The following is an 18,473-nucleotide window of genomic DNA, read 5'->3' as shown; positions in this document are numbered from 1 at the left end:
AAGGAGGAGAAGCTGTAGTGGAAAAAACAGCCTACAAGGAATTAGAAAATAAATTTGAAGATCTCGTTAATATTAGACGAGACTTACACATGTATCCGGAATTGTCATTTGAAGAAGAAAGAACTCCGACAATCATTGCAAATTATTTAAGAGATTTGGGCCTTGAAGTAAAAACTGGAGTGGGGGGACGAGGAGTTACTGCTTTGTTAAAAGGAGCAAAACCTGGAAAAACGGTTGCGCTCCGTGCTGATTTTGATGCATTACCGATTCAGGATGAAAAGACTGTTCCCTATAAATCAAAAATACCAGGTGTCATGCATGCGTGCGGGCATGATATTCATACGGCTTCACTACTTGGAGCGGCATATGCGCTAAGCAAAGTGAAGGAGCATCTTCAAGGCAATGTGATGTTTATTCACCAGTTTGCCGAAGAGGTTCTTCCTGGCGGTGCAAAAGCAATGATTGAGGATGGGTGTCTTAATAATGTAGATGTAGTCTACGGTGCTCATGTTTTGTCGAACCTCCCTGTAGGTCAGATTCTTTTTAAAGAAGAATACATGATGGCAGCTGGAGATAAGTTTGAAATTGTTATAAAAGGAAAAGGTGGACATGGATCTTCACCGCATCTCGCGGTTGACCCAGTCCTCATTGGGAGCCAAATTGTCACGAATGTCCAGCAGATAATCGCGAGTCGTATTAATACGACAGATCCTGCCGTTATAACCATCTGTTCGTTTGATGGTGCAAGCAGATATAATATTATTCCTGATCAAGTGATTTTATCGGGAACAGTTCGCACCTTTTCAGAGGAAGCACGGGAGCTTAGTGAAAAGTATATTAGAAGAGTAGCAGAGGCTACTTGTAGCGGAGCAGGTGCCGAGTGTGTAGTAACGTATGAATACGGCTATCCTTCTGTGTGTAACAATTCGGAAGAAGCACTTCGCATTAAACGCATTGGTGAAAAGATTGTAGGAAAAGAAAATGTTTCGGAGTCCTCTTTACAGATGGCGATGGAGGATTTTTCCTACTATGTAAAAGAGAAGCCGGGTGCATTTTTTAATGTAGGAGGGATGAATCCTGCTATTCAAGCTGTCTATTCTCATCATCACCCGAAATTTGATGTTGATGAGCAGTCTATTACTCTAGCTGGAAAAATGTTTATTTCACTCGTTTTCGATTACTTAAACAGCTCACATTAACATACTTAAGAAAAAATTATTCTGTTTGATTTTAGTTAATATGTAAATTTAGGAGGAGGACAGCACTGTGCAAAACAACCAAATTAATAATAAAAAGAGGCATATGATTCTTGCACTGCTATTTTTAGGATGGTGTTTATCTTATCTTGACAGGATGGCAATGAATGTTGGGATTGTGGAAATTGCAAAAGATTTTAATCTTAGCCCGTCTGTTATGGGTGTTGTGCTGAGCAGTTTTTTTGCTGGCTATGCTTTAATGCAATTGCCTGGCGGCTGGCTTGCCGATAAATTTGGATCCAGAAAAGTAATTGCTATTGCTATTTTGTTTTGGTCAATATTTACGGTTTTGACAGGAATGGCCTGGTCCCTTATGTCTATGATTATGATTCGTTTTATGTTCGGCCTCGGAGAAGGAGGATATCCTGCAGCAAGCTCCAAAGCAATAGCTGATGTCTTTCCTAAAGCAGAGCGAACTAGTGCCCAGACAATCATGATGTCTTCCAATTCACTTGGTGGAGTGATTGCTCCTTTAATTGCTACGCCGTTACTTGTGTGGATTGGTTGGCAAAACCTCTTTCTTGCCATAGGTATATTGGGTGTTTTCGTTGCAGCTTTACTTTGGTATTATTTAAATCCGAAAAATATGCAGGTTGAAACAGTTGATGAAGAAATGGTTCAAAAAGCTTCGTTTAAAGATGTTTTAAAGAACCGGACAAGCTGGCAGTTGGCCATTATGTGGTTTGGAGTAAGTACTGTCGTATGGGGACTCATTTCATGGATGCCTCCTTATCTTGTAGATGTGAGAGGTCTTGATTTGATGTCTATGGGGATGCTTACGTCAATTCCGGCACTTGCTGGAGCTATCGGTGTTATTATTGGTGGACAACTTATTAAGTCTTTATTAATTGGAAAAGAAAAATATCTAGCAATTGTAAGCTTTATCATCATGATTGTATCTCTTTATTTGTTATTCAACGCACCGTCTGTTTCGCTAGTTATTACGTATCAAGCTATATGTATGTTTTTTCATGGACCAGTTGTGGCTATCATATTTGGACTTCCACATAAAATTTTCTCAAAGAACGTTATTGGGTCTACATTTGGGATGATTAATCTTGGCGGGATGATTGGGGCATTTCTTGCACCAATGGTTATGGGATATTTAATTGAAGTTTTTAATGGGTTATATGCATCCGCTTTCGTGTATATAATTGTCTGTGCAGTTTTAGGTATCTTTGCGGCAGCAGGGCTTATATCGAAAAATAATCTTTCAAGAGAAGCTCAAGGGGTGACTCGCAACGAAAAAATTATATGATATTAAGGTCAAGTTTGTGCAGCGGCTAGATGCTTGTCCATTTCGATAACGAGTATAAAAACTCATATTGTATGGGAGATTATTGTTTGCGACAACAGATGCCGTAATTATAAAGCTTTCTTAATGAACTCCCTCAGTTTAATAGATAATGCTCACGAATACTCGCTTATTCGCAGGATTTCAAACCACATGGTATAGGTTGCTTTAGATGAACGAAAGAGATAGGACCGTTTTGATAAGATGAGGGCAGAGTGAAATAGGGGATCTGTCGAAAATCCCATATTATTACATATACTGCGCGCATTTGCCCCTGGAGGCTTTCCCTCCCATGTCTCAACGGGTCATAATCATATGCCCTTTCATTCCTTCGTCATGCCTATCCAAGGGGTGGAGGCTGGTTTTGCTAACGGAACGGGTCATTGCCCTTTTGTTCATTACATCCAGTACTTCGTGCTTTCTTTGAAATCCTACGAATAAGCCAACTTTCGTAAAATAACAATGTGAATGTAAATTTACGCAGCTAGTTGTTCAAGAGGGAAGACCATTTCCGGTTTATAGGCAGAGCCATTACGAGTAATCCCTACTAGGACACGGGCGAGTTTTCCACATAGTTTCATGATGGATTTCATTTTCTTAATCTTCTTCACCTTAACATTGTTCGAGTGTAAGGCTTTAAACTCAGGGTTATTCATCACCAGACTCATGGTCGCAAGGAAGAGGTAACGCCGCAGGCGTGATCTTCCACGTTTGGAAAGAACAATTTGGCCTTTCCACTTCCCAGAGCTTGCCTCAGCGAGATGCAATCCTGCATGACGAAGGAGCGCATTCCCGTGAGCGAACCCACTCAGATCTCCAGCTTCTCCTAAGATGCCCGCCAGTGAAATTTCGCTGATTCCTTTAATGGCAAGTATTTGCTTAACGAATGGAATCTGTTCCAAGACGTTTGTGACTTCTTGCGTCACTCTTTCGAGTTGGGATGAAGCGAGATCATATTCCTCTAATAACTGTTCCAAGTGAAGTTTATATGCATCAAGGGCTTGTTTCGTACCAATTGAACGCTTGGCCAATGTAAGCAGGGAACGGGCTTTTTTATGCCCGGAATGTCGCTTCATACATGATTTCCACCCGGTTACGATATCTTGAGGCTGTAAGGAACTTAATTCAGCTGGGGTAGGAAAGAGGCGTAGGGTTGCGATTGCCCCTTTACATGATACGTCTTTAAACACTTGCCGGAGCTCGGGAAAGACAACATCCACCCAGCGATTAATTTGGTTGATGGAGCTAACAAGACGCTTAACGATCACATCTCGGTTAGCCATAAGGACACGAAGTTTTTCAAATGATTCTGAAGTGGAACGAACGAAGGCATAATAGCCATTCTTCACCATATCAGCGATGACAAGGGCATCTTTTTTATCACTTTTGGATTGCGTATTATCACGATTTTCTTTGTTTCTTTTGACATGGTGAGGATTGACCGTAACGACATCCATGTTTTGTTTGACTAGCCACTTTGAAAGATGACCGGTAGGTTCCATTCCGACTATCGTGGTGTCAAGGTTTTTCATGTGTTTTAGTTCCTTGATCCAGTTTAGTAATCTAGTATAACCCTCTTCGTTATTTTCAAAAGACAAAGGTTTCCCGATCACAATGCTACAGCACGGGCCACGTGTACGTGTTGGGCGATATCCACACCAACAACTAGATGTTGATCCGTAATTCTTTCAATTAGTTGATTTTGTTTGTTTTGCATTTTAAAATTCATAGTAGGGCTTCCTCCTTAAGACTTAGAGTTAGATTGGACTCTATACTCGTATCTTACTGAGGGGCTCTATTTTTTTCAAACCTGATATTTAACGATCTACAGGAATGCTAACAGGTGCTTTACTTCATTACCAAGCGAATCAGTAGCTCCTTTTGTTATGCAACAAACGGTGCAGGGCAGGTTAAAGAAGGGATTTGGACTACGAAAAAAAGACATTCTGTTTTCAAGAATGTCTTTTATTAATTTATTATTGTATTTTAAGTTTTTCTTTTTCAACAATATCCTTAGCAATATCTTCAATGGTTACATTTCCCAGTACCTTTTCCATAGCAAATTGAGCTGCTGACAACACAGGAGTGATCGAATCTTGAATGTTCCTGCCCACAAGGCAATCAGGGTGCGGATTTTCATGCACACTAAACAATTCTTTTTCCTGCACAACATCGACCGCCTTATAAACGTTAAGTAATGTTATATAAGAAGGTTCCTTGGCTAGTTTTGCCCCTGCAATACCAGGTTGTACTTCAATTAACCCTGCCTTTTTTAACATACCCATAATTTTTCTTATCAAGGTTGGGTTCGTGTTTACGCTCCCCGCTAAGAACTCCGATGAGCTTATTCCCTCTTTATTTAATTCAATAAGAGCTAATATATGAACACCAACGGTAAATCGGCTGCTGATGGACATATCATTCACCTACCTTTTACTTCATCGCAAAGTTTATTACACAGATTAATCATGTATTTAATTTGATTACAACGTATTATACCTTAAAATTTGAAGAAAATATAAAAGGTTTATAAATTGGTTGACAAGACAACTACATGTATCTATTATAAATACATGTATTAGATATAGATACAGGTTAATGGATGTTTAATTTGAATATAAAAAATTATTGGAGGAATACCAAATGAAAATATTAGTAACAGGAGCAACAGGAAAGTTGGGAACGAAAGTTGTAGAAACCTTATTGAAAACTGTACCAGCTAATCAACTGGCTGTAAGTGTGCGAAATCCAGAGAAAGCTGAAGAATTAAGAACTCGCGGAGTAGACGTACGTCAAGGAGATTTTGATCGTCCAGAAACATTGGATACAGCTTTTGCAGGAATTGATCGCTTGTTAATTATTTCTGCGGATGGAGACAATGAAACAAGGATACGTCAGCATTCAAATGCAGTAGTTGCGGCAGAGCGTGCTGGAGTTAAATTTATTGCTTATACTAGCTTGGCCAATGCAAAGGAAAGTAAAAATTTTCTTGCTCCAACGCATCAGGCAACAGAAGAATCCATTCTGAAAACAGGCATTCCATACTCCTTCTTACGCAACAACTGGTATTTGGAGAATGAAATTTCAAGTATTCAAGGTGTTCAAGCAGGAGCTCCTTGGGTGACATCAGCAGGAAATGGCAAAGTAGGATGGGCACTACAACAAGATTATGCAGAAGCTGCGGCATCAGTACTATCTGGTAACGGACACGAAAATACAATCTATGAGCTTTCTGGCAAGTTATTGACTCAGGAAGAACTTGCATCTGCAGTTGGTAATGTATTGGGTAAAGAAGTACCTGTTCAACAGGTTGATGATGCTACTTATGCTGATATTATGAAAAGTGTTGGCTTACCTGATTTCCTTATTCCTATGCTCATTGATATCCAAAAAGGCGTTCGAGAAGGCACCCTTGAAGTAGAAAGCAATGATTTCGAAAAACTTCTTGGACGGTCAGCTACACCAATTAGTGAGGGCTTAACTCAAATCATTAAAGGTATCTCTTAAACAGCATAATTGAACTTAATTTAAACTAGAAAGGTCGGTCGGTTTTAAATATAAGAATCATGCAACGCCAATAAGAGATTACTTGTATTCAATATGTAAAATGTTCATGGGGAAGGTTGCTATAACGTCACAAAATGGGCAACAGAACATAAGGATGAATTAAAATGGGATGGGAAGAACCTCGCAGTTGCAGGGGATAGTTCTGGTGGAAACCTAGTTGCTGCCGTTTCTCTAATGGCCCGTGACAAACAGGAATTTATCATTACGAAGCAAGTATTGTATTATCCATCACTAGACCTTGACTTCAGTGAATTTCGTTACCCATCATTAGTGGAAAATGGAAAGGGCTATTTTGTAGAAAGTGATCAATTAGCTGAACATAATTCCTTCTATTTATTAGGAAATGTAGATACTGATAATCCGCTTGTTTCACCAATCCGAGAAGAAAATTTAGAAAATCTTCCAACAGCACTTGTCATCACAGCAGAATATGATCCAATGCGAGATGAAGGGGAACTATTTGCTGAGAATTTTAAAAAATCTGGTGTACATGTTGAAACAAAAAGATACGAAGGTGCAACTCACGGTTTCTTAGGTAAATTCACGCATCTTGATGAATATAAAGACGTTTACAAACGTACAGGTGATTTTTTAAATAAAGAGATCTAAGGTGTTAAAGTATTTTGATAAATAAATAGACTGTCGAGGTTTTCTTGACAGTCTGATGCTACTAACTTATAGTCGCTTTCCTTTTACAATATCGTAGAAGGTGAATTGTAAACTTCCATTGCCGCCACAAATCCGTACATATTTATACCAATTGAATTTGAAATAGTTCAAGTCACCATCTTTCAGAGATATTAATTGGATTGACCCCATAATAGAACTTTTTGTAAATCTATACTGATACTACGTAAAATAGATAGATAAATTGATTTCTATAACTACAATATTTTTGAAAGCACTTACAAGTGATCGAACACCCAATGAAAACTATGGTTATCTTTATAAACTCTATTTGACTATGATACCTATAAATAAAATTGAAAATACTGATAGGAACTGGATGATATACGAAGCTAGGTCATGGCTCGTGAAATATATTCGTAATATTTCGAACTTTGTTTTTGAAGAAACACCCATCATTGATTATTTCCTATTTCCTGGATTATTAATGGGCAATCAATATCCATCGCTTTCTTTACAGAAGGTTAGGCAGCCTCATTAGGCCTTGAAATCCAGATGATTGTAATTTTTACTAATCAACTCGGTATCACCGTATTTTATGATTTATTTTATTAGCTATAACAATACGTGATTTTAAGGAAGGGTGTTTTAATAATGGGAAAACCAAAGTTTTGGACTTATGAGAACAAATTGACCGTAATCTTTTTCTTTCTAATTGGATTCGTATTCTTTGACCGTTTAGCGATTAACTACTTATTCCCAATGATCTCTGTAGATTTAGGACTAAACTACACGCAATTAGGCTTGCTTGGAGCAGCTCTTGCGTTAACTTGGTCAGTTGCTGGTCCATTAGGTGGATTTATTTCAGATAAAGTGAATAATAAGAGAGCAATGTTAGCAATTTTAGTATTCGCATTCTCAGTTATTTCATTATTACATGGTTTAGCACAATCATTCGCTATGTTATTCGTACTACGTCTATTAATGGGTATTGTAGAAGGTCCACTGATTCCGCAAACACATTCGATTTTAGCAATGGAATCTTCGGAGCGTCGTCGCGGATTTAACTTAGGTTTCACAATGAACACAAGTAACGCATTATTCGGTAGCATTTTAGCGCCTGTAGCAATCGTTGCGTTAGCAACTAATTTTGACTGGCATATAGCGTTCTATTTAACGATTATTCCAGGGATTATTTTAAGCTTAGTCATCTTAAAAGCAGTTAAAAATCCAGATCCAGCGAAATACCATACTATGCATGCTACAAAATCGACTGAAAAAATTAAAGTTAAAGATATTCTTAAGCTCCGTAATATTTGGTTATCCATTATTGTTTTCAGCTTAGTGATGACAGTACTTATGGCATTCCAAATTTTCGGACCAACATATTTAGTCCAAGCAAAAGGTTTATCAGATACGACAATGAGTTTCGTAATGGCTGCATTCGGTGTCGGTTATGCACTTTTCGGTTTCTTAATCCCAATGCTTTCAGAGCGTACTGGTCGTAAATCGGCTTCTTTAGTATCTGGTTTGTTGTTAATTCTCGTACCATTGACAGTAGTATTCGTCGATTCAGTTCCATTAATGATGGTTCTTTTATTCATCGGTGCTGCAGGTTCAGGTGTAATTGGTATGTCGATGTCAGTTATTCCTGTTGAGTCCGTTCCATTACAGTACTCAGGTCTTGCAGTAGGATTAACAATCGGTATTGGTGAATTCTTCGGTGGATTCTTAAATCCAATGATGAATGGAGCTTTAGCAGACATGTATGGTATTCATACACCATTATTGGTAGCTACTGGTGCGGGTGTGCTGGCATTATTATTCTCATTATTCTTCAAAGAAACAGCACCAGCTAAAGTTGACTCAAAAGAAGTACCATCAACTCCAGAGCAAGAAGTCACATCTAGTATCTAATTAAAGAACAAATTAGTCCGCCTCATCTTTGAAAGATGTGGACTAATCTTGTTCTTATTCTAATTTCATAACAGATTAGGGGGGAATGTGTTGTTTAAACAAAATAATATGGAGGTATTTCCCATCATTGTCCCTGCTTCCAATAAACTGAAAAGTTATAACTTTTTCTTAGTGAAACATGGGAATTCCTTAACGTTAATTGATACCGGATTGAACACAGATGATTGCTGGAATTCCTTACAAAAGACTTTAAAGAATCATGATTTCACACTTACTGATATCACGAGGATTCTACTAACACACCATCATCTGGACCATATTGGTTTAGTCAACCGAATTGTATCTACGCATTCCATTCCTGTATACGCTCATCCTTATGCCATACTTGTACTGAAAAGAGATAAAGAATATACGAAAATGAGAATAGAGTTTTTCAGAAAACTATACAAGGAGATGGGATGTGGGGAAATCGGGGATAAACAAGTAGTTAATTTACGCAATCCTATTATTCTAGGTGAGGATAAAAAAATCCATTGCGAAATCCAAGAAATTACCAATAACCAACTTTTTGGCTTTGATATTTTGGAAATCCCAGGGCACGCTCCAGACCAGGTTTCCTTTTCGGAAAAGAGTGTAAGTGGCTATTTGCTGGAGATTTATTAATTGAAAATATTCCAAGCAATGCCTTCATTGAACCAGATTATGATGGAATCCGCACAAAATCTTTGGTCCAACAAAAGCAGTCATTAGAGAAATGTTCGTCATTGAATGTTGAACTCGTTTTTTCAGGTCACGGTATGATCATAGAAAATCCTGCTGATTTATTAAAAGAAAGAATAAAAGAGATTGATGAAAAAGCCAACAAATACATAAGCATTATTAAATCCGGAATTTCAACCGCAAGTGGAATTGCCCAATTACGATATAAAGAAAAGTATGAAAAGCAGTTTTTCAATATTATGTCTGAAATTATTGGTTATCTAGATTATCTTGAATTACAAGGGGAAATTAATAAGGAAATGGAGAAAGGAATTTGGCATTATTATTGCAACTAAATCATTGAAGGGCCTTATAATGCCTTTGATTGTTGTTGTAAAACCCGTTTCCGATACATCCAAAACGGGTTTTAGTCATTAGGTTTAACCGTTCATACGACCATGATAGTTAATGAATGGGCAGCATGATGTAATCATTGCCTAACATGTAAATATCTTTAAAGTGAAGGTCTTCCATCAGTTTACTGAACTGCTGGGAGGCCTTTTCTTTCATGTTGTCAGTCGTATTAGCATAGATGTTCATCGTTGTTTGAATATCTGTATGTCCTAATCGTTGTTGAATTTCTGTCAAGGAATGATAGTGCAATTGACCCGTTGAGACATGGGAGGGAAAGCCTCCAGGGGCGGCGTGGAGAATGTACATTATATGGTGAAATGTGGAGTCTTGTGCAACTCCTTTATTTCACTATGCCTTCACGAAATCTTCATGTCCTGAAATCACTCCATTTAACCGTGAACTTAAATTCAAGGGTGATGAAATCCTGCGATTAAGCGAGTATTTGTGAGAAAATCGTATTAAACTGAGGGAGTCAATAAGAAAATGGTAAGATACTAATCAGTGATGTTGAATCAATTGGACTTCCCTTTTACGTTATAAGGGAATAGAATATAAATAAAAAGGTGATTACAATTAAAAAAGTAAAAAGCATCCTATTTTTGCTTCTTGGATTCATATCACTTGTGATTGGTGTTGCAGGGACTGTGTTACCTGTTCTGCCGGGCGGTCCGTTTTACTTATTCGCTGCTTTTTGCTTTGCGAAAAGTTCCAAGTCGATTGAAAACTGGTTCAAAAGCACCTCATTATATGAAAAATACGTTGAAGCATTCCTGCAAAAAAAAGGTATGACTCGAAAAGAGAAAATCAGAATCAATTTAGTTGCCGATTTCTTCATCATAATTTCTGTATTTTTTGTGGACATCCTTTTAGTGAAAATCCTGTTGGTAGTGCTCGCCCTCTACAAACATTATTATTTCATTAAAAAAATTAAGACAATTGACCGAAACAGTACGAAACAAAGAGATTCTTGAAAATTTTCTTCAAATAACGGGTGCTTTACTTCAATAAGGGAGTTGCTTCGGCAGCTCTTTTTCTTATGGAGCTAAATGGGCAGTTTTGTTGAAGAAGGTGTCTCAGTAAAAATAGAGAAATATTATATGAAGCTACCTATGCCATGGTAATACTGAAATGAGGAGCTACCTATATCTTTTTTCAAGAAGATTAATTGAACATATTGAGCATTTAAGTCTTGTTTTTCTAAAATGATTTTCTTGACTTTTGCAAATCCAAAATTTCCGGTTTAGATACGAATTAAATTTCTAATACTAAAGATATCTTTTATTCAGTTAGTACGTTTGATAGAAGTTGAGAATTTTTATAAGAGGTGATGCAAAATTGGAAACATTTTACCGTACATTCTTGATTTTTGTTGTAGGATATTTATTTTTAAGGTTGAGTGGAAAAAAAGCAGTAGCTCAAATGCACACTTTCGATTTATTGTATATCCTTGTCCTTACCAATATCATCAGTTCCCCAGTAGAGGATAATAATTTGGGAAAGGCTATTACCTATGCTGGAATTACAGTAATTTTATATAAAATTTTTATACGTATATCCTTACATAATAAATTAAGATGGGTCTTATATGAAAGTCCAACGGTATTAATTCAAAACGGGGATATTGATATAAAGGGGTTGAAAAAGGTACGTATGCCAATAAATGAATTATTGGCACATTTAAGAGTAAAAGGGTATACCGATACTCAAAACATTGCCATTGCAGTGATGGAGGAAACAGGAAGTATTAGTGTTATTCCCAAGTCAGAATACCGACCAGTTCAACCTAATGATATAAATTTAAGTGTCAAGAAAGAATATCTTCCTATCCCACTCATACTGGACAGCCAAATTGTTTACCATAATTTAAAATATCTACAATTAAACCAAAGTTGGCTAATTAACGAGCTCGAAAAAATGGGTGAAAAAATAGAGAATATTACATTAGCAACTTTTTTAGAAGATGGAAAGTTATTTATAGATAATAATGAAATTAAGGAACATAAAAGCGATCCTTATTACTACAAGCCAGGGAGAGATAATTAATTACAGAGAAGCCTTAATAAAAAAATAAAGGTGTTTGGAACAGTTGAATTACTTTACTTGTTTCCTGGAGCTGGCTGGTCAACGCTCTTCACCCACCCGATGGCGATGTCCATTGGCTTCTGGTGTATAAAAATCATAATAATGAACATGCATTCCATTTCCTACAGGATAAGCAGGGCCGGAGTATGCCTGGTAATAGTGAGTATGGCCATCTTCATAGACAACATATCCTTCCGTGTAATGCACATGGATATCATCTTTACTCATAACAGGAGGAGAAGTTACATCTAAACACTGATGAACATGGCCAGCATCAACAGATGTATAGTAAACGGATCTATGATTGTGGTTTGGCACAAATCCTTGAATAAAAACATTCTTTCCTACCATTAATCCACTCCCAATCATCTCACTTTTTCAATATATATAGATTTCGGTTTTTTTTACTGTTCACTCATATTCATACGTTTTTCCAATACCTTAATCATGTAAAAGCCATGTTCACTTAATACCTCATCATGAATCTGGCATGTTTGAATTAAGACTAATGTTTGGTCTTGATATAGTGTTTTTCCCATCTTTTTCCCTCCCTAACATAAATATAATCATATAATTGATTCCAATTGTGAAAATATAGAAAAAATACAATATACCAATATAATTCTTATCATTCTAAGAAGGGGAAGGACAACCAAAAGGGTTGACTTCTTATATATAACGCTTTATGACTAGTATCCCAATTAGCAAAATTGACATCTCTTAAAACTTACCGCTTGAGTGTGTAAGCATCTTTCATGTGAGCTGTATTTTGTACATGCCTGACTGAGGTAAACTTATTTCATACAGTTGGAAATAGGGAGTGCATATCTCTATAAAAAACGAACATATCGTTATAAAGAACACCCATTTGAGAAAGTGACCTCTATTTAATCTCTAGGTGTCATTTTTTCTTTTTTGTTTAAGGAGTTTGTAATTTTTTCTTAGTTTTTTTATGAATGTCTTCTCATTTTTTATCAAGCCTCAAAAAGTTTAGGATTCAGTACTATTGATTTACTGATGCAAGAATTATGCCGAAGTTTGAATGCACGAAATATTTAGATATTATATATCAACTTATATAATAATGATGTTGAATTGTCACCGACCTGGTAATAAAATGACTACAAAAGGAGAGTGGATAATGGCGAAAATAATTGAACCTGATAAAGAAATTGAAGCAAAACAAAGAATTAATACTTCACAAATCGTTTTTAGAAGTCAAGAAATGCAAATTTTAATGGAAAAGGTAATAAAGGTTGCTGCTTTCCCTACATCTGTACTCATCACGGGAGATTCCGGAACAGGAAAAGAAGTGTTAGCAAATTATATTCATCAGTATAGTCCTCAAAAAGATGCCCCCTTTATTAAAGTCAATTGTGCTGCGATTCCAGCTGAATTATTTGAGTCTGAATTATTTGGATATGCTGAAGGAGCCTTTACAGGGGCCAAAAAAGGAGGGAAGGCTGGTCTTTTTGAAAAAGCTAATACAGGCACCATACTCTTAGATGAAATTGGTGAACTACCATTGTTGATGCAAGCTAAATTGCTTCGTGTTCTTCAAGATCAAGCAATTACTCGAATAGGTGATTCGAAGCTAATTCCTCTTACGTTTCGGTTAGTTTGTTCTACCAATAAAGACCTCAGGGATCTTGTTAATAAAAAACAATTCAGAGAAGACTTGTGGTACCGAATTAATGTGATTCATTTGAATATTCCACCGTTATACAAGCGGAAATCCGACATTTTACCTCTTATAGACGTTTACCTTACAATGCTTTGTGAGCAGTACGGATTAAAAAAACAAATCATGCCTGAATCTTTAAAGATTATGGAAAGCTATCAATGGCCTGGTAATGTTCGTGAATTAAAAAATATTATAGAGTTTTTAGTAGTATCAACATCAGTACCATTCATAACCCCTAGAGACTTGCCAGAACATATAAGAGATAATTGGAAATTAGAAATTCCCCAAGAAAGTTTCCGCGATGAAACGTCAGATAATAATCTATTATCCACAAATAATCTTAATCTAAAGGAAGCCATGGCTCAATTTGAATCTCAGATGATCTTAAATGCCCTTCAATCTTCACAAAGCCTTAGAAAAGCTGCCATTAAGCTCGACATTGACCATGCAAATCTGATAAGGAGAATGAAACGTCTCGGAATCCAATTTTCATACAAAAGATAAGATTCTTAATTTTAGCAATAATATTCTTCATTTGAGTATTCACTCAGAATAGGTTTGGTTTGCAAGAATATACTCTTATGCTTTCTCGAACATATCTGATAGTTCTGGAAGAAATGTTGCTGACTGCCACTTGATAATTCCGCGGTTTTTTACTTTGTCTCCCATTTTATTTTGATAATGGATTCTGAGAGTAGGACTATTTCTAAATAAGATTCTTTTTAACTTAATAGGAGGCTTAATACAATTATTGTCAGATTGCATGAATATTACGGTGATAAGGAGGGAAGAGAGCTTCTAGCAAGGAATTCATTCTACTTTTATCAAAAAGCAGTGGCGGTAAAGACTAAATGTAACTTGAACGAATCTTGAATATTTGAACTTACAAATGAATGTTGTTCATATAGTTCAAGTATAAATATTTATATCGAAGGAGGAGAAAGCTTTAACTATCTAATCTTTAGACTTTTTCTTAAATTGTAATAGGAAGGTGACAAAATTAATGAAGGACTTAATTAAAATTATTGTGGGAAATATTTCAATGACCTTTGCCTATGCTTATTTGATCGTACCAAATGAAATTATTAATGGTGGTGTGACGAGTTCCGCGTTACTATTAAATGCCTTATCTGGCTATAACATAGCCATGCTTGCTAATTTTGTTACAGGACTATTATTAATTATATGTTTAGTTTTTCTAGGGAAAGAATACTTTTTCAAATCAATAGTAAGTTCCCTTAGTTATATGCTTTTTTTAACTTATTTTATTCACTTAATATAAGCATTGATGTAAACATCATTGTAGTAATTATCATTTCTTCGATTTTGATAGCACTAGGATACTATTTATGTATAACAGCAAATGCATCCACTGTGGGGTTTGATGTTATAGCTTTAATTTTACATCACAAAAATAAAAAAATAGATATAGCAGCGACAATCAGGATAATTAATCTTATCGTACTATTATTGGGTCTGCTAGTTTATGGTTATACTTCGATCATTAAGGGTGTTGCGTTTACGCTGATCTTTTCGTCACTTTTAAAGAAAATGCTTAATAGAAATCAGAAGGCAGTATTGATAGATACCGAAGGGCAATTGGACAAAACAGCTAAAACGGAAAAATAGAATTACGAGATCAGGAGTCAGTCTGGTGTTTTGTAAACATTAAAATTATGTTCTTATAATGATTCTTGAACGGTTGTCCAAATATTCTGATTTTTAAATTGACTTTAAAAAAGTCAGAGTGTATTATACACATAGAAAGTGGTACTAACATCATGACGTAGTGATGTTAGTTCCGTTTCGATTGTCATAATAAACTATATGGAGGAGGAAATAGGATAACAGAAAATCTAGAGCTTCGTCTCTTTGGTTGCGTGAATAATATTAAGCAATAAGCTGAAAAGACCTATTCTTATGTGTCTACACACATAAGAATAACGCTAGTGTTTGTTTCGGAAATGTCTATTTATTGGTAAATCTGCACCGTTTTATGGTTATGTATGATTTTTTTCACTATTTTGTGAGTATGTAAGGGAAAGGTAGTTTATGTAGTTGTGTTAGAGTAGCCTGGCTTTTTAAGTGGATGTAAGCGTTATCAATAGGTGGTTCCCCAAATTACTGAAAGTTGGTGGAGGTTATGAAACATCAACAAGAAGAATTGAAACCTGGTCTTAAACAAAGACATTTAACAATGATATCTTTGAGTGGTGTAATAGGAGCTGGTTTATTCGTAGGAAGCGGTATTATTATTGGTCAAACAGGCCCCGGAGCGATTTTATCATACGTATTAGCAGGCTTAATCGTTGTTTTAGTCATGAGAATGCTCGGAGAAATGGCTACAGTAAACCCTAATACAGGATCTTTTGCTGTTTATGCAAGAGAAGGGATTGGTGAGTGGGCCGGTTTTACTACAGGTTGGTTATATTGGTTTTTTTGGGTTATTGTAATTGCACTAGAAGCAACAGCAGGGGCAGCGATAATACATGAGTGGCTTCCTTCAGTTCCAGTATGGTTAATAAGTCTCTCATTAATAATTCTATTAAAACTAACAAATATATTTTCTGTTAAATCATTTGGCGAATTTGAATATTGGTTTTCTATTATTAAAATAGTCAGTATTATTCTATTCTTATGTCTAGGAGTAGCGGTGATTCTGGGTTTAATACCAACGATAAAGCCACCTGGCGCTTCTAATCTTTTGAACTTTGGTGGTTTTATTCCTAACGGGATTAGTTCAGTTCTTGTTGGTGTAGCGATTGTTTTTCACGCTTTCGTTGGAGTTGAGATTCCAGCCATTGCAGCTGGAGAGACTAGTGATCCAGTAAAGTCTGTAAGAAGTGCGTTAAATAGCGTGGTATGGCGAATACTTATTTTTTATATCGGCTCAATAGCTATACTAGTGACACTTTTACCTTGGAATTCAGCATCCTTGCTTAAAAGTCCTTTTGTTGCTGTTCTTGAAATGATGGGAATTCCTTCAGCTGCTTTAATTATGAATATCGTAGTTCTAACCGCTTTGCTGTCCTGTTTGAATTCAGGACTTTATACGAGCTCTCGGATGTTATTTTCTCTTGCACAAAAGGGTGATGCCCCAAAATTGTTTTCAAAAGTGAGCAAGAATGGGGTCCCAGTTTTGGCGGTAATTGCAAGTACACTGTTTGCCTTTATTAGCACAATTTTTAGTTATATTTCTCCTGACAAAATATTTTTCTTTTTAGTAAATTCTTCTGGTGGAATTGGAATTCTTGTCTATCTAGCCATTGCGATTTCTCATCTCCGTTTGAGGAAAAGAATGGAAAAAGAGAATCCTGAGATTTTCAAGATTAAAATGTGGTTATTTCCGTATTTAACTTATGCAACCATCATTTCTATGATTTCCGTTTTAATATTAATGGCATTTATAGATTCACAGCGTCCACAGTTTATTTTTACGATGCTATTCAGTTTTATAGTTATAGGTTCTTTCTTTTTATTTCGACGAAAAAAAGCGAAGTATATGGAGAATGAATTAAATATTGTTCCTAGGCCCCCTAATTCTGAGAAATTCTAAATATAATTAATCTAAACTTCTACGCGATCAATAGACATTGGTAATATGACAATTACGAAGCTAGTTCGATTCAACTTAACCAATTAAAATCAGAATATTTATTGCTACGTTTGCTTCTATGGATTTCCTCAGATGAACATTCTTCAATTATCTGCATTTTTTAGCTAGACTATATGAGTTCCTTAATATTTATCTATAAAAAGTACTTAATAGAATTCAGTTTCAGGTAAATCATATTGTTTTACTCTTTAATAAATGAGACATTCCTTCATTGTCAGTCCACAATTACCGCAAAGTCTTAAGAGGACTTTACGTGCTTTTTTAGAATAAGCCCCTTTTTGTGAGGGATCAATAAATTGGGAGGGGGAAACAGCTTGGAAAGTACAAATGAACTGAATGGGAAGGTTCAGGCAGTTATATTTGATTGGGCTGGCACAACGGTTGATTATGGTTGTTTTGCACCGGTCCAAGTGTTTGTAGAAGTATTTAGTATAAGGGGGATTGATATTACCCATGAGGAAGCAAGAAAACCAATGGGCTTATTAAAAATTGACCACATAAGGGAACTCCTGAAAATGACTAGGATCTCGAATTTATGGGTTACAGCATTTGGGAAAGAACCAAATGAAAAAGATGTAAATGCTCTATATAGGGACTTTGAGGATTTGTTATTCAAGGTTCTCCAAAATTACGCCAAGCCTGTACCTGGTTTAATTGAACTCGTTAGCGGTTTAAGACAACGAGGAATAAAAATCGGTTCAACAACTGGCTATACTCGTGAAATGATAGATGTTGTATCAGGAGAGGCAAAAAAGTGGGGCTATCAACCAGACTCTATTGTCGCGTCTTCAGAAGTGCCTACAGGACGTCCTGCTCCTTGGATGTGTTTTCAAACAGCTATTAACCTACAAGTATATCCACTAAGTAAGATTGTAAAGGTTGGTGATACAATCAGTGACATCAAAGAGGGGATTCATGCTGGAATGTGGACTGTTGGTGTATTAAAAGGCGGCAGCGAAATAGGCCTTTCTGAACAAGAAATCAACGAAATGGATCCGTATGAGCTCAAAAAGCGAATGAAGAATGCTGAAAATCGTTTTCTAAATGCAGGTGCCGACTTCGTTATTGATGAAATAGGAAATTTATTAGAAATAATTGATAGAATTAATTACAGATTGACAGAAAAAAAGAAACTTTTATCGGGAGCTAAAACAGATATATTAATAAAAAAATGTGATATTACCACTCTTATCTGTATGTGCAAGGATATTAATTTTAAATAAATTCAAAATATTCAATTTATTCATTGACTGTTCAATAGAATGGTAGTATTATACATCTTATAACTGGTACGGACGTTGCAACGTCATTATCAGA

The 18,473-nt window shown here is 36.1% G+C and carries 16 protein-coding genes and 3 pseudogenes; 14 read left to right on the top strand and 5 right to left on the bottom strand.

Going from position 1 to position 18,473, the window contains the following annotated elements:
• Positions 1–17: 17 nt before the first annotated feature.
• Together JFV29_RS01875 and JFV29_RS01870 are read left to right on the top strand one after the other, a co-directional pair.
• Positions 18–1,199: an amidohydrolase gene (locus tag JFV29_RS01875; protein WP_201180910.1), complete on the top strand. Its 1,182-nt coding sequence runs from the start codon at positions 18–20 to the stop codon at positions 1,197–1,199.
• 67 nt (positions 1,200–1,266) lie between these two features.
• Positions 1,267–2,514, top strand: coding sequence for an MFS transporter (locus tag JFV29_RS01870; RefSeq protein ID WP_201180908.1), 1,248 nt, complete (start codon positions 1,267–1,269; stop codon positions 2,512–2,514).
• Between the two features lie 512 nt (positions 2,515–3,026).
• Here JFV29_RS01870 and JFV29_RS01865 read toward each other — a convergent pair.
• Positions 3,027–4,279: pseudogene (locus JFV29_RS01865) on the bottom strand (IS110 family transposase).
• 247 nt (positions 4,280–4,526) lie between these two features.
• The gene (locus JFV29_RS01860; protein ID WP_048686151.1) at positions 4,527–4,967 is read right to left on the bottom strand and encodes an Rrf2 family transcriptional regulator; all 441 of its coding nucleotides are present in this window, start codon (positions 4,965–4,967) and stop codon (positions 4,527–4,529) included.
• Positions 4,968–5,193: 226 nt separating this feature from the next.
• Between JFV29_RS01860 and JFV29_RS01855 the strand changes: the two genes are divergently transcribed.
• From JFV29_RS01855 to JFV29_RS30135, 5 genes and pseudogenes are all read left to right on the top strand, one after another.
• On the top strand, positions 5,194–6,057 hold the full coding sequence (locus tag JFV29_RS01855; RefSeq protein WP_144528162.1) for an SDR family oxidoreductase: 864 nt from the start codon (positions 5,194–5,196) through the stop codon (positions 6,055–6,057).
• A 126-nt stretch (positions 6,058–6,183) separates the two neighbouring features.
• Positions 6,184–6,726 (top strand): annotated as a pseudogene (locus tag JFV29_RS01850) (alpha/beta hydrolase); the annotation flags it as partial.
• 672 nt (positions 6,727–7,398) lie between these two features.
• A complete protein-coding gene (locus JFV29_RS01845; protein WP_201180906.1) occupies positions 7,399–8,661 on the top strand; it encodes an MFS transporter in 1,263 nt (420 codons plus the stop codon).
• A 90-nt stretch (positions 8,662–8,751) separates the two neighbouring features.
• On the top strand, positions 8,752–9,324 hold the full coding sequence (locus JFV29_RS30140) for an MBL fold metallo-hydrolase (protein WP_242486775.1): 573 nt from the start codon (positions 8,752–8,754) through the stop codon (positions 9,322–9,324).
• A 62-nt stretch (positions 9,325–9,386) separates the two neighbouring features.
• The gene (locus tag JFV29_RS30135) at positions 9,387–9,716 is read left to right on the top strand and encodes a hypothetical protein (RefSeq protein ID WP_242486774.1); all 330 of its coding nucleotides are present in this window, start codon (positions 9,387–9,389) and stop codon (positions 9,714–9,716) included.
• A 109-nt stretch (positions 9,717–9,825) separates the two neighbouring features.
• On the opposite strand, the gene JFV29_RS01835 is transcribed toward JFV29_RS30135, so the two are convergent.
• Positions 9,826–10,008, bottom strand: coding sequence for a hypothetical protein (locus tag JFV29_RS01835; RefSeq protein WP_201183306.1), 183 nt, complete (start codon positions 10,006–10,008; stop codon positions 9,826–9,828).
• A gap of 329 nt (positions 10,009–10,337) precedes the next feature.
• Here JFV29_RS01835 and JFV29_RS01830 point away from each other — a divergent pair, with 329 nt between their 5' ends.
• Both JFV29_RS01830 and JFV29_RS01825 read left to right on the top strand, forming a co-directional pair.
• Positions 10,338–10,745 carry a YbaN family protein gene (locus JFV29_RS01830; RefSeq protein ID WP_223305294.1) on the top strand — a complete coding sequence of 136 codons (408 nt, stop codon included), beginning with the start codon at positions 10,338–10,340 and terminating at the stop codon, positions 10,743–10,745.
• Between the two features lie 364 nt (positions 10,746–11,109).
• Entirely contained in the window at positions 11,110–11,817 is a 708-nt protein-coding gene (locus JFV29_RS01825; protein ID WP_201180904.1) for a DUF421 domain-containing protein, read from the top strand.
• A 53-nt stretch (positions 11,818–11,870) separates the two neighbouring features.
• Here the strand turns inward: JFV29_RS01825 and JFV29_RS01820 are convergent.
• Together JFV29_RS01820 and JFV29_RS30890 are read right to left on the bottom strand one after the other, a co-directional pair.
• Positions 11,871–12,207: pseudogene (locus tag JFV29_RS01820) on the bottom strand (YmaF family protein).
• 53 nt (positions 12,208–12,260) lie between these two features.
• Positions 12,261–12,395 carry a hypothetical protein gene (locus JFV29_RS30890; RefSeq protein ID WP_274606897.1) on the bottom strand — a complete coding sequence of 45 codons (135 nt, stop codon included), beginning with the start codon at positions 12,393–12,395 and terminating at the stop codon, positions 12,261–12,263.
• 602 nt (positions 12,396–12,997) lie between these two features.
• Between JFV29_RS30890 and JFV29_RS01815 the strand changes: the two genes are divergently transcribed.
• The 5 genes from JFV29_RS01815 to phnX all read left to right on the top strand — a co-directional run bounded on the left by JFV29_RS01815 (position 12,998) and on the right by phnX (position 18,379).
• Positions 12,998–14,044: a sigma-54 interaction domain-containing protein gene (locus JFV29_RS01815; RefSeq protein ID WP_201180901.1), complete on the top strand. Its 1,047-nt coding sequence runs from the start codon at positions 12,998–13,000 to the stop codon at positions 14,042–14,044.
• 499 nt (positions 14,045–14,543) lie between these two features.
• Positions 14,544–14,822 carry a YitT family protein gene (locus tag JFV29_RS01810; protein WP_201180899.1) on the top strand — a complete coding sequence of 93 codons (279 nt, stop codon included), beginning with the start codon at positions 14,544–14,546 and terminating at the stop codon, positions 14,820–14,822.
• 44 nt (positions 14,823–14,866) lie between these two features.
• Entirely contained in the window at positions 14,867–15,169 is a 303-nt protein-coding gene (locus JFV29_RS01805) for a YitT family protein (RefSeq protein ID WP_446728208.1), read from the top strand.
• A gap of 514 nt (positions 15,170–15,683) precedes the next feature.
• Positions 15,684–17,096, top strand: a complete 1,413-nt coding sequence (locus JFV29_RS01800) for an amino acid permease (RefSeq protein ID WP_201180898.1) — start codon at positions 15,684–15,686, stop codon at positions 17,094–17,096.
• Between the two features lie 374 nt (positions 17,097–17,470).
• Positions 17,471–18,379, top strand: coding sequence for a phosphonoacetaldehyde hydrolase (gene phnX / locus JFV29_RS01795; protein ID WP_274606896.1), 909 nt, complete (start codon positions 17,471–17,473; stop codon positions 18,377–18,379).
• Positions 18,380–18,473: the final 94 nt, after the last annotated feature.

Origin of the sequence: Peribacillus sp. TH16 (assembly GCF_016651095.1) — a bacterium.
GTDB classification, from domain to species: domain Bacteria; phylum Bacillota; class Bacilli; order Bacillales; family DSM-1321; genus Peribacillus; species Peribacillus butanolivorans.
This window is presented reverse-complemented; position numbering and strand designations above follow the sequence as displayed.

Excerpts from the sequence above, each read along its gene's own strand:
- JFV29_RS01800 (WP_201180898.1), top strand. The coding sequence starts at position 15,684 with ATGAAACATCAACAAGAAGAATTGAAACCTGGTCTTAAACAAAGACAT.
- JFV29_RS01845 (WP_201180906.1), top strand. The coding sequence starts at position 7,399 with ATGGGAAAACCAAAGTTTTGGACTTATGAGAACAAATTGACCGTAATC.
- JFV29_RS01810 (WP_201180899.1), top strand. The coding sequence starts at position 14,544 with ATGAAGGACTTAATTAAAATTATTGTGGGAAATATTTCAATGACCTTT.
- JFV29_RS01860 (WP_048686151.1), bottom strand. The coding sequence starts at position 4,967 with ATGTCCATCAGCAGCCGATTTACCGTTGGTGTTCATATATTAGCTCTT.
- JFV29_RS01855 (WP_144528162.1), top strand. The coding sequence starts at position 5,194 with ATGAAAATATTAGTAACAGGAGCAACAGGAAAGTTGGGAACGAAAGTT.
- JFV29_RS30890 (WP_274606897.1), bottom strand. The coding sequence starts at position 12,395 with ATGGGAAAAACACTATATCAAGACCAAACATTAGTCTTAATTCAAACA.
- JFV29_RS01815 (WP_201180901.1), top strand. The coding sequence starts at position 12,998 with ATGGCGAAAATAATTGAACCTGATAAAGAAATTGAAGCAAAACAAAGA.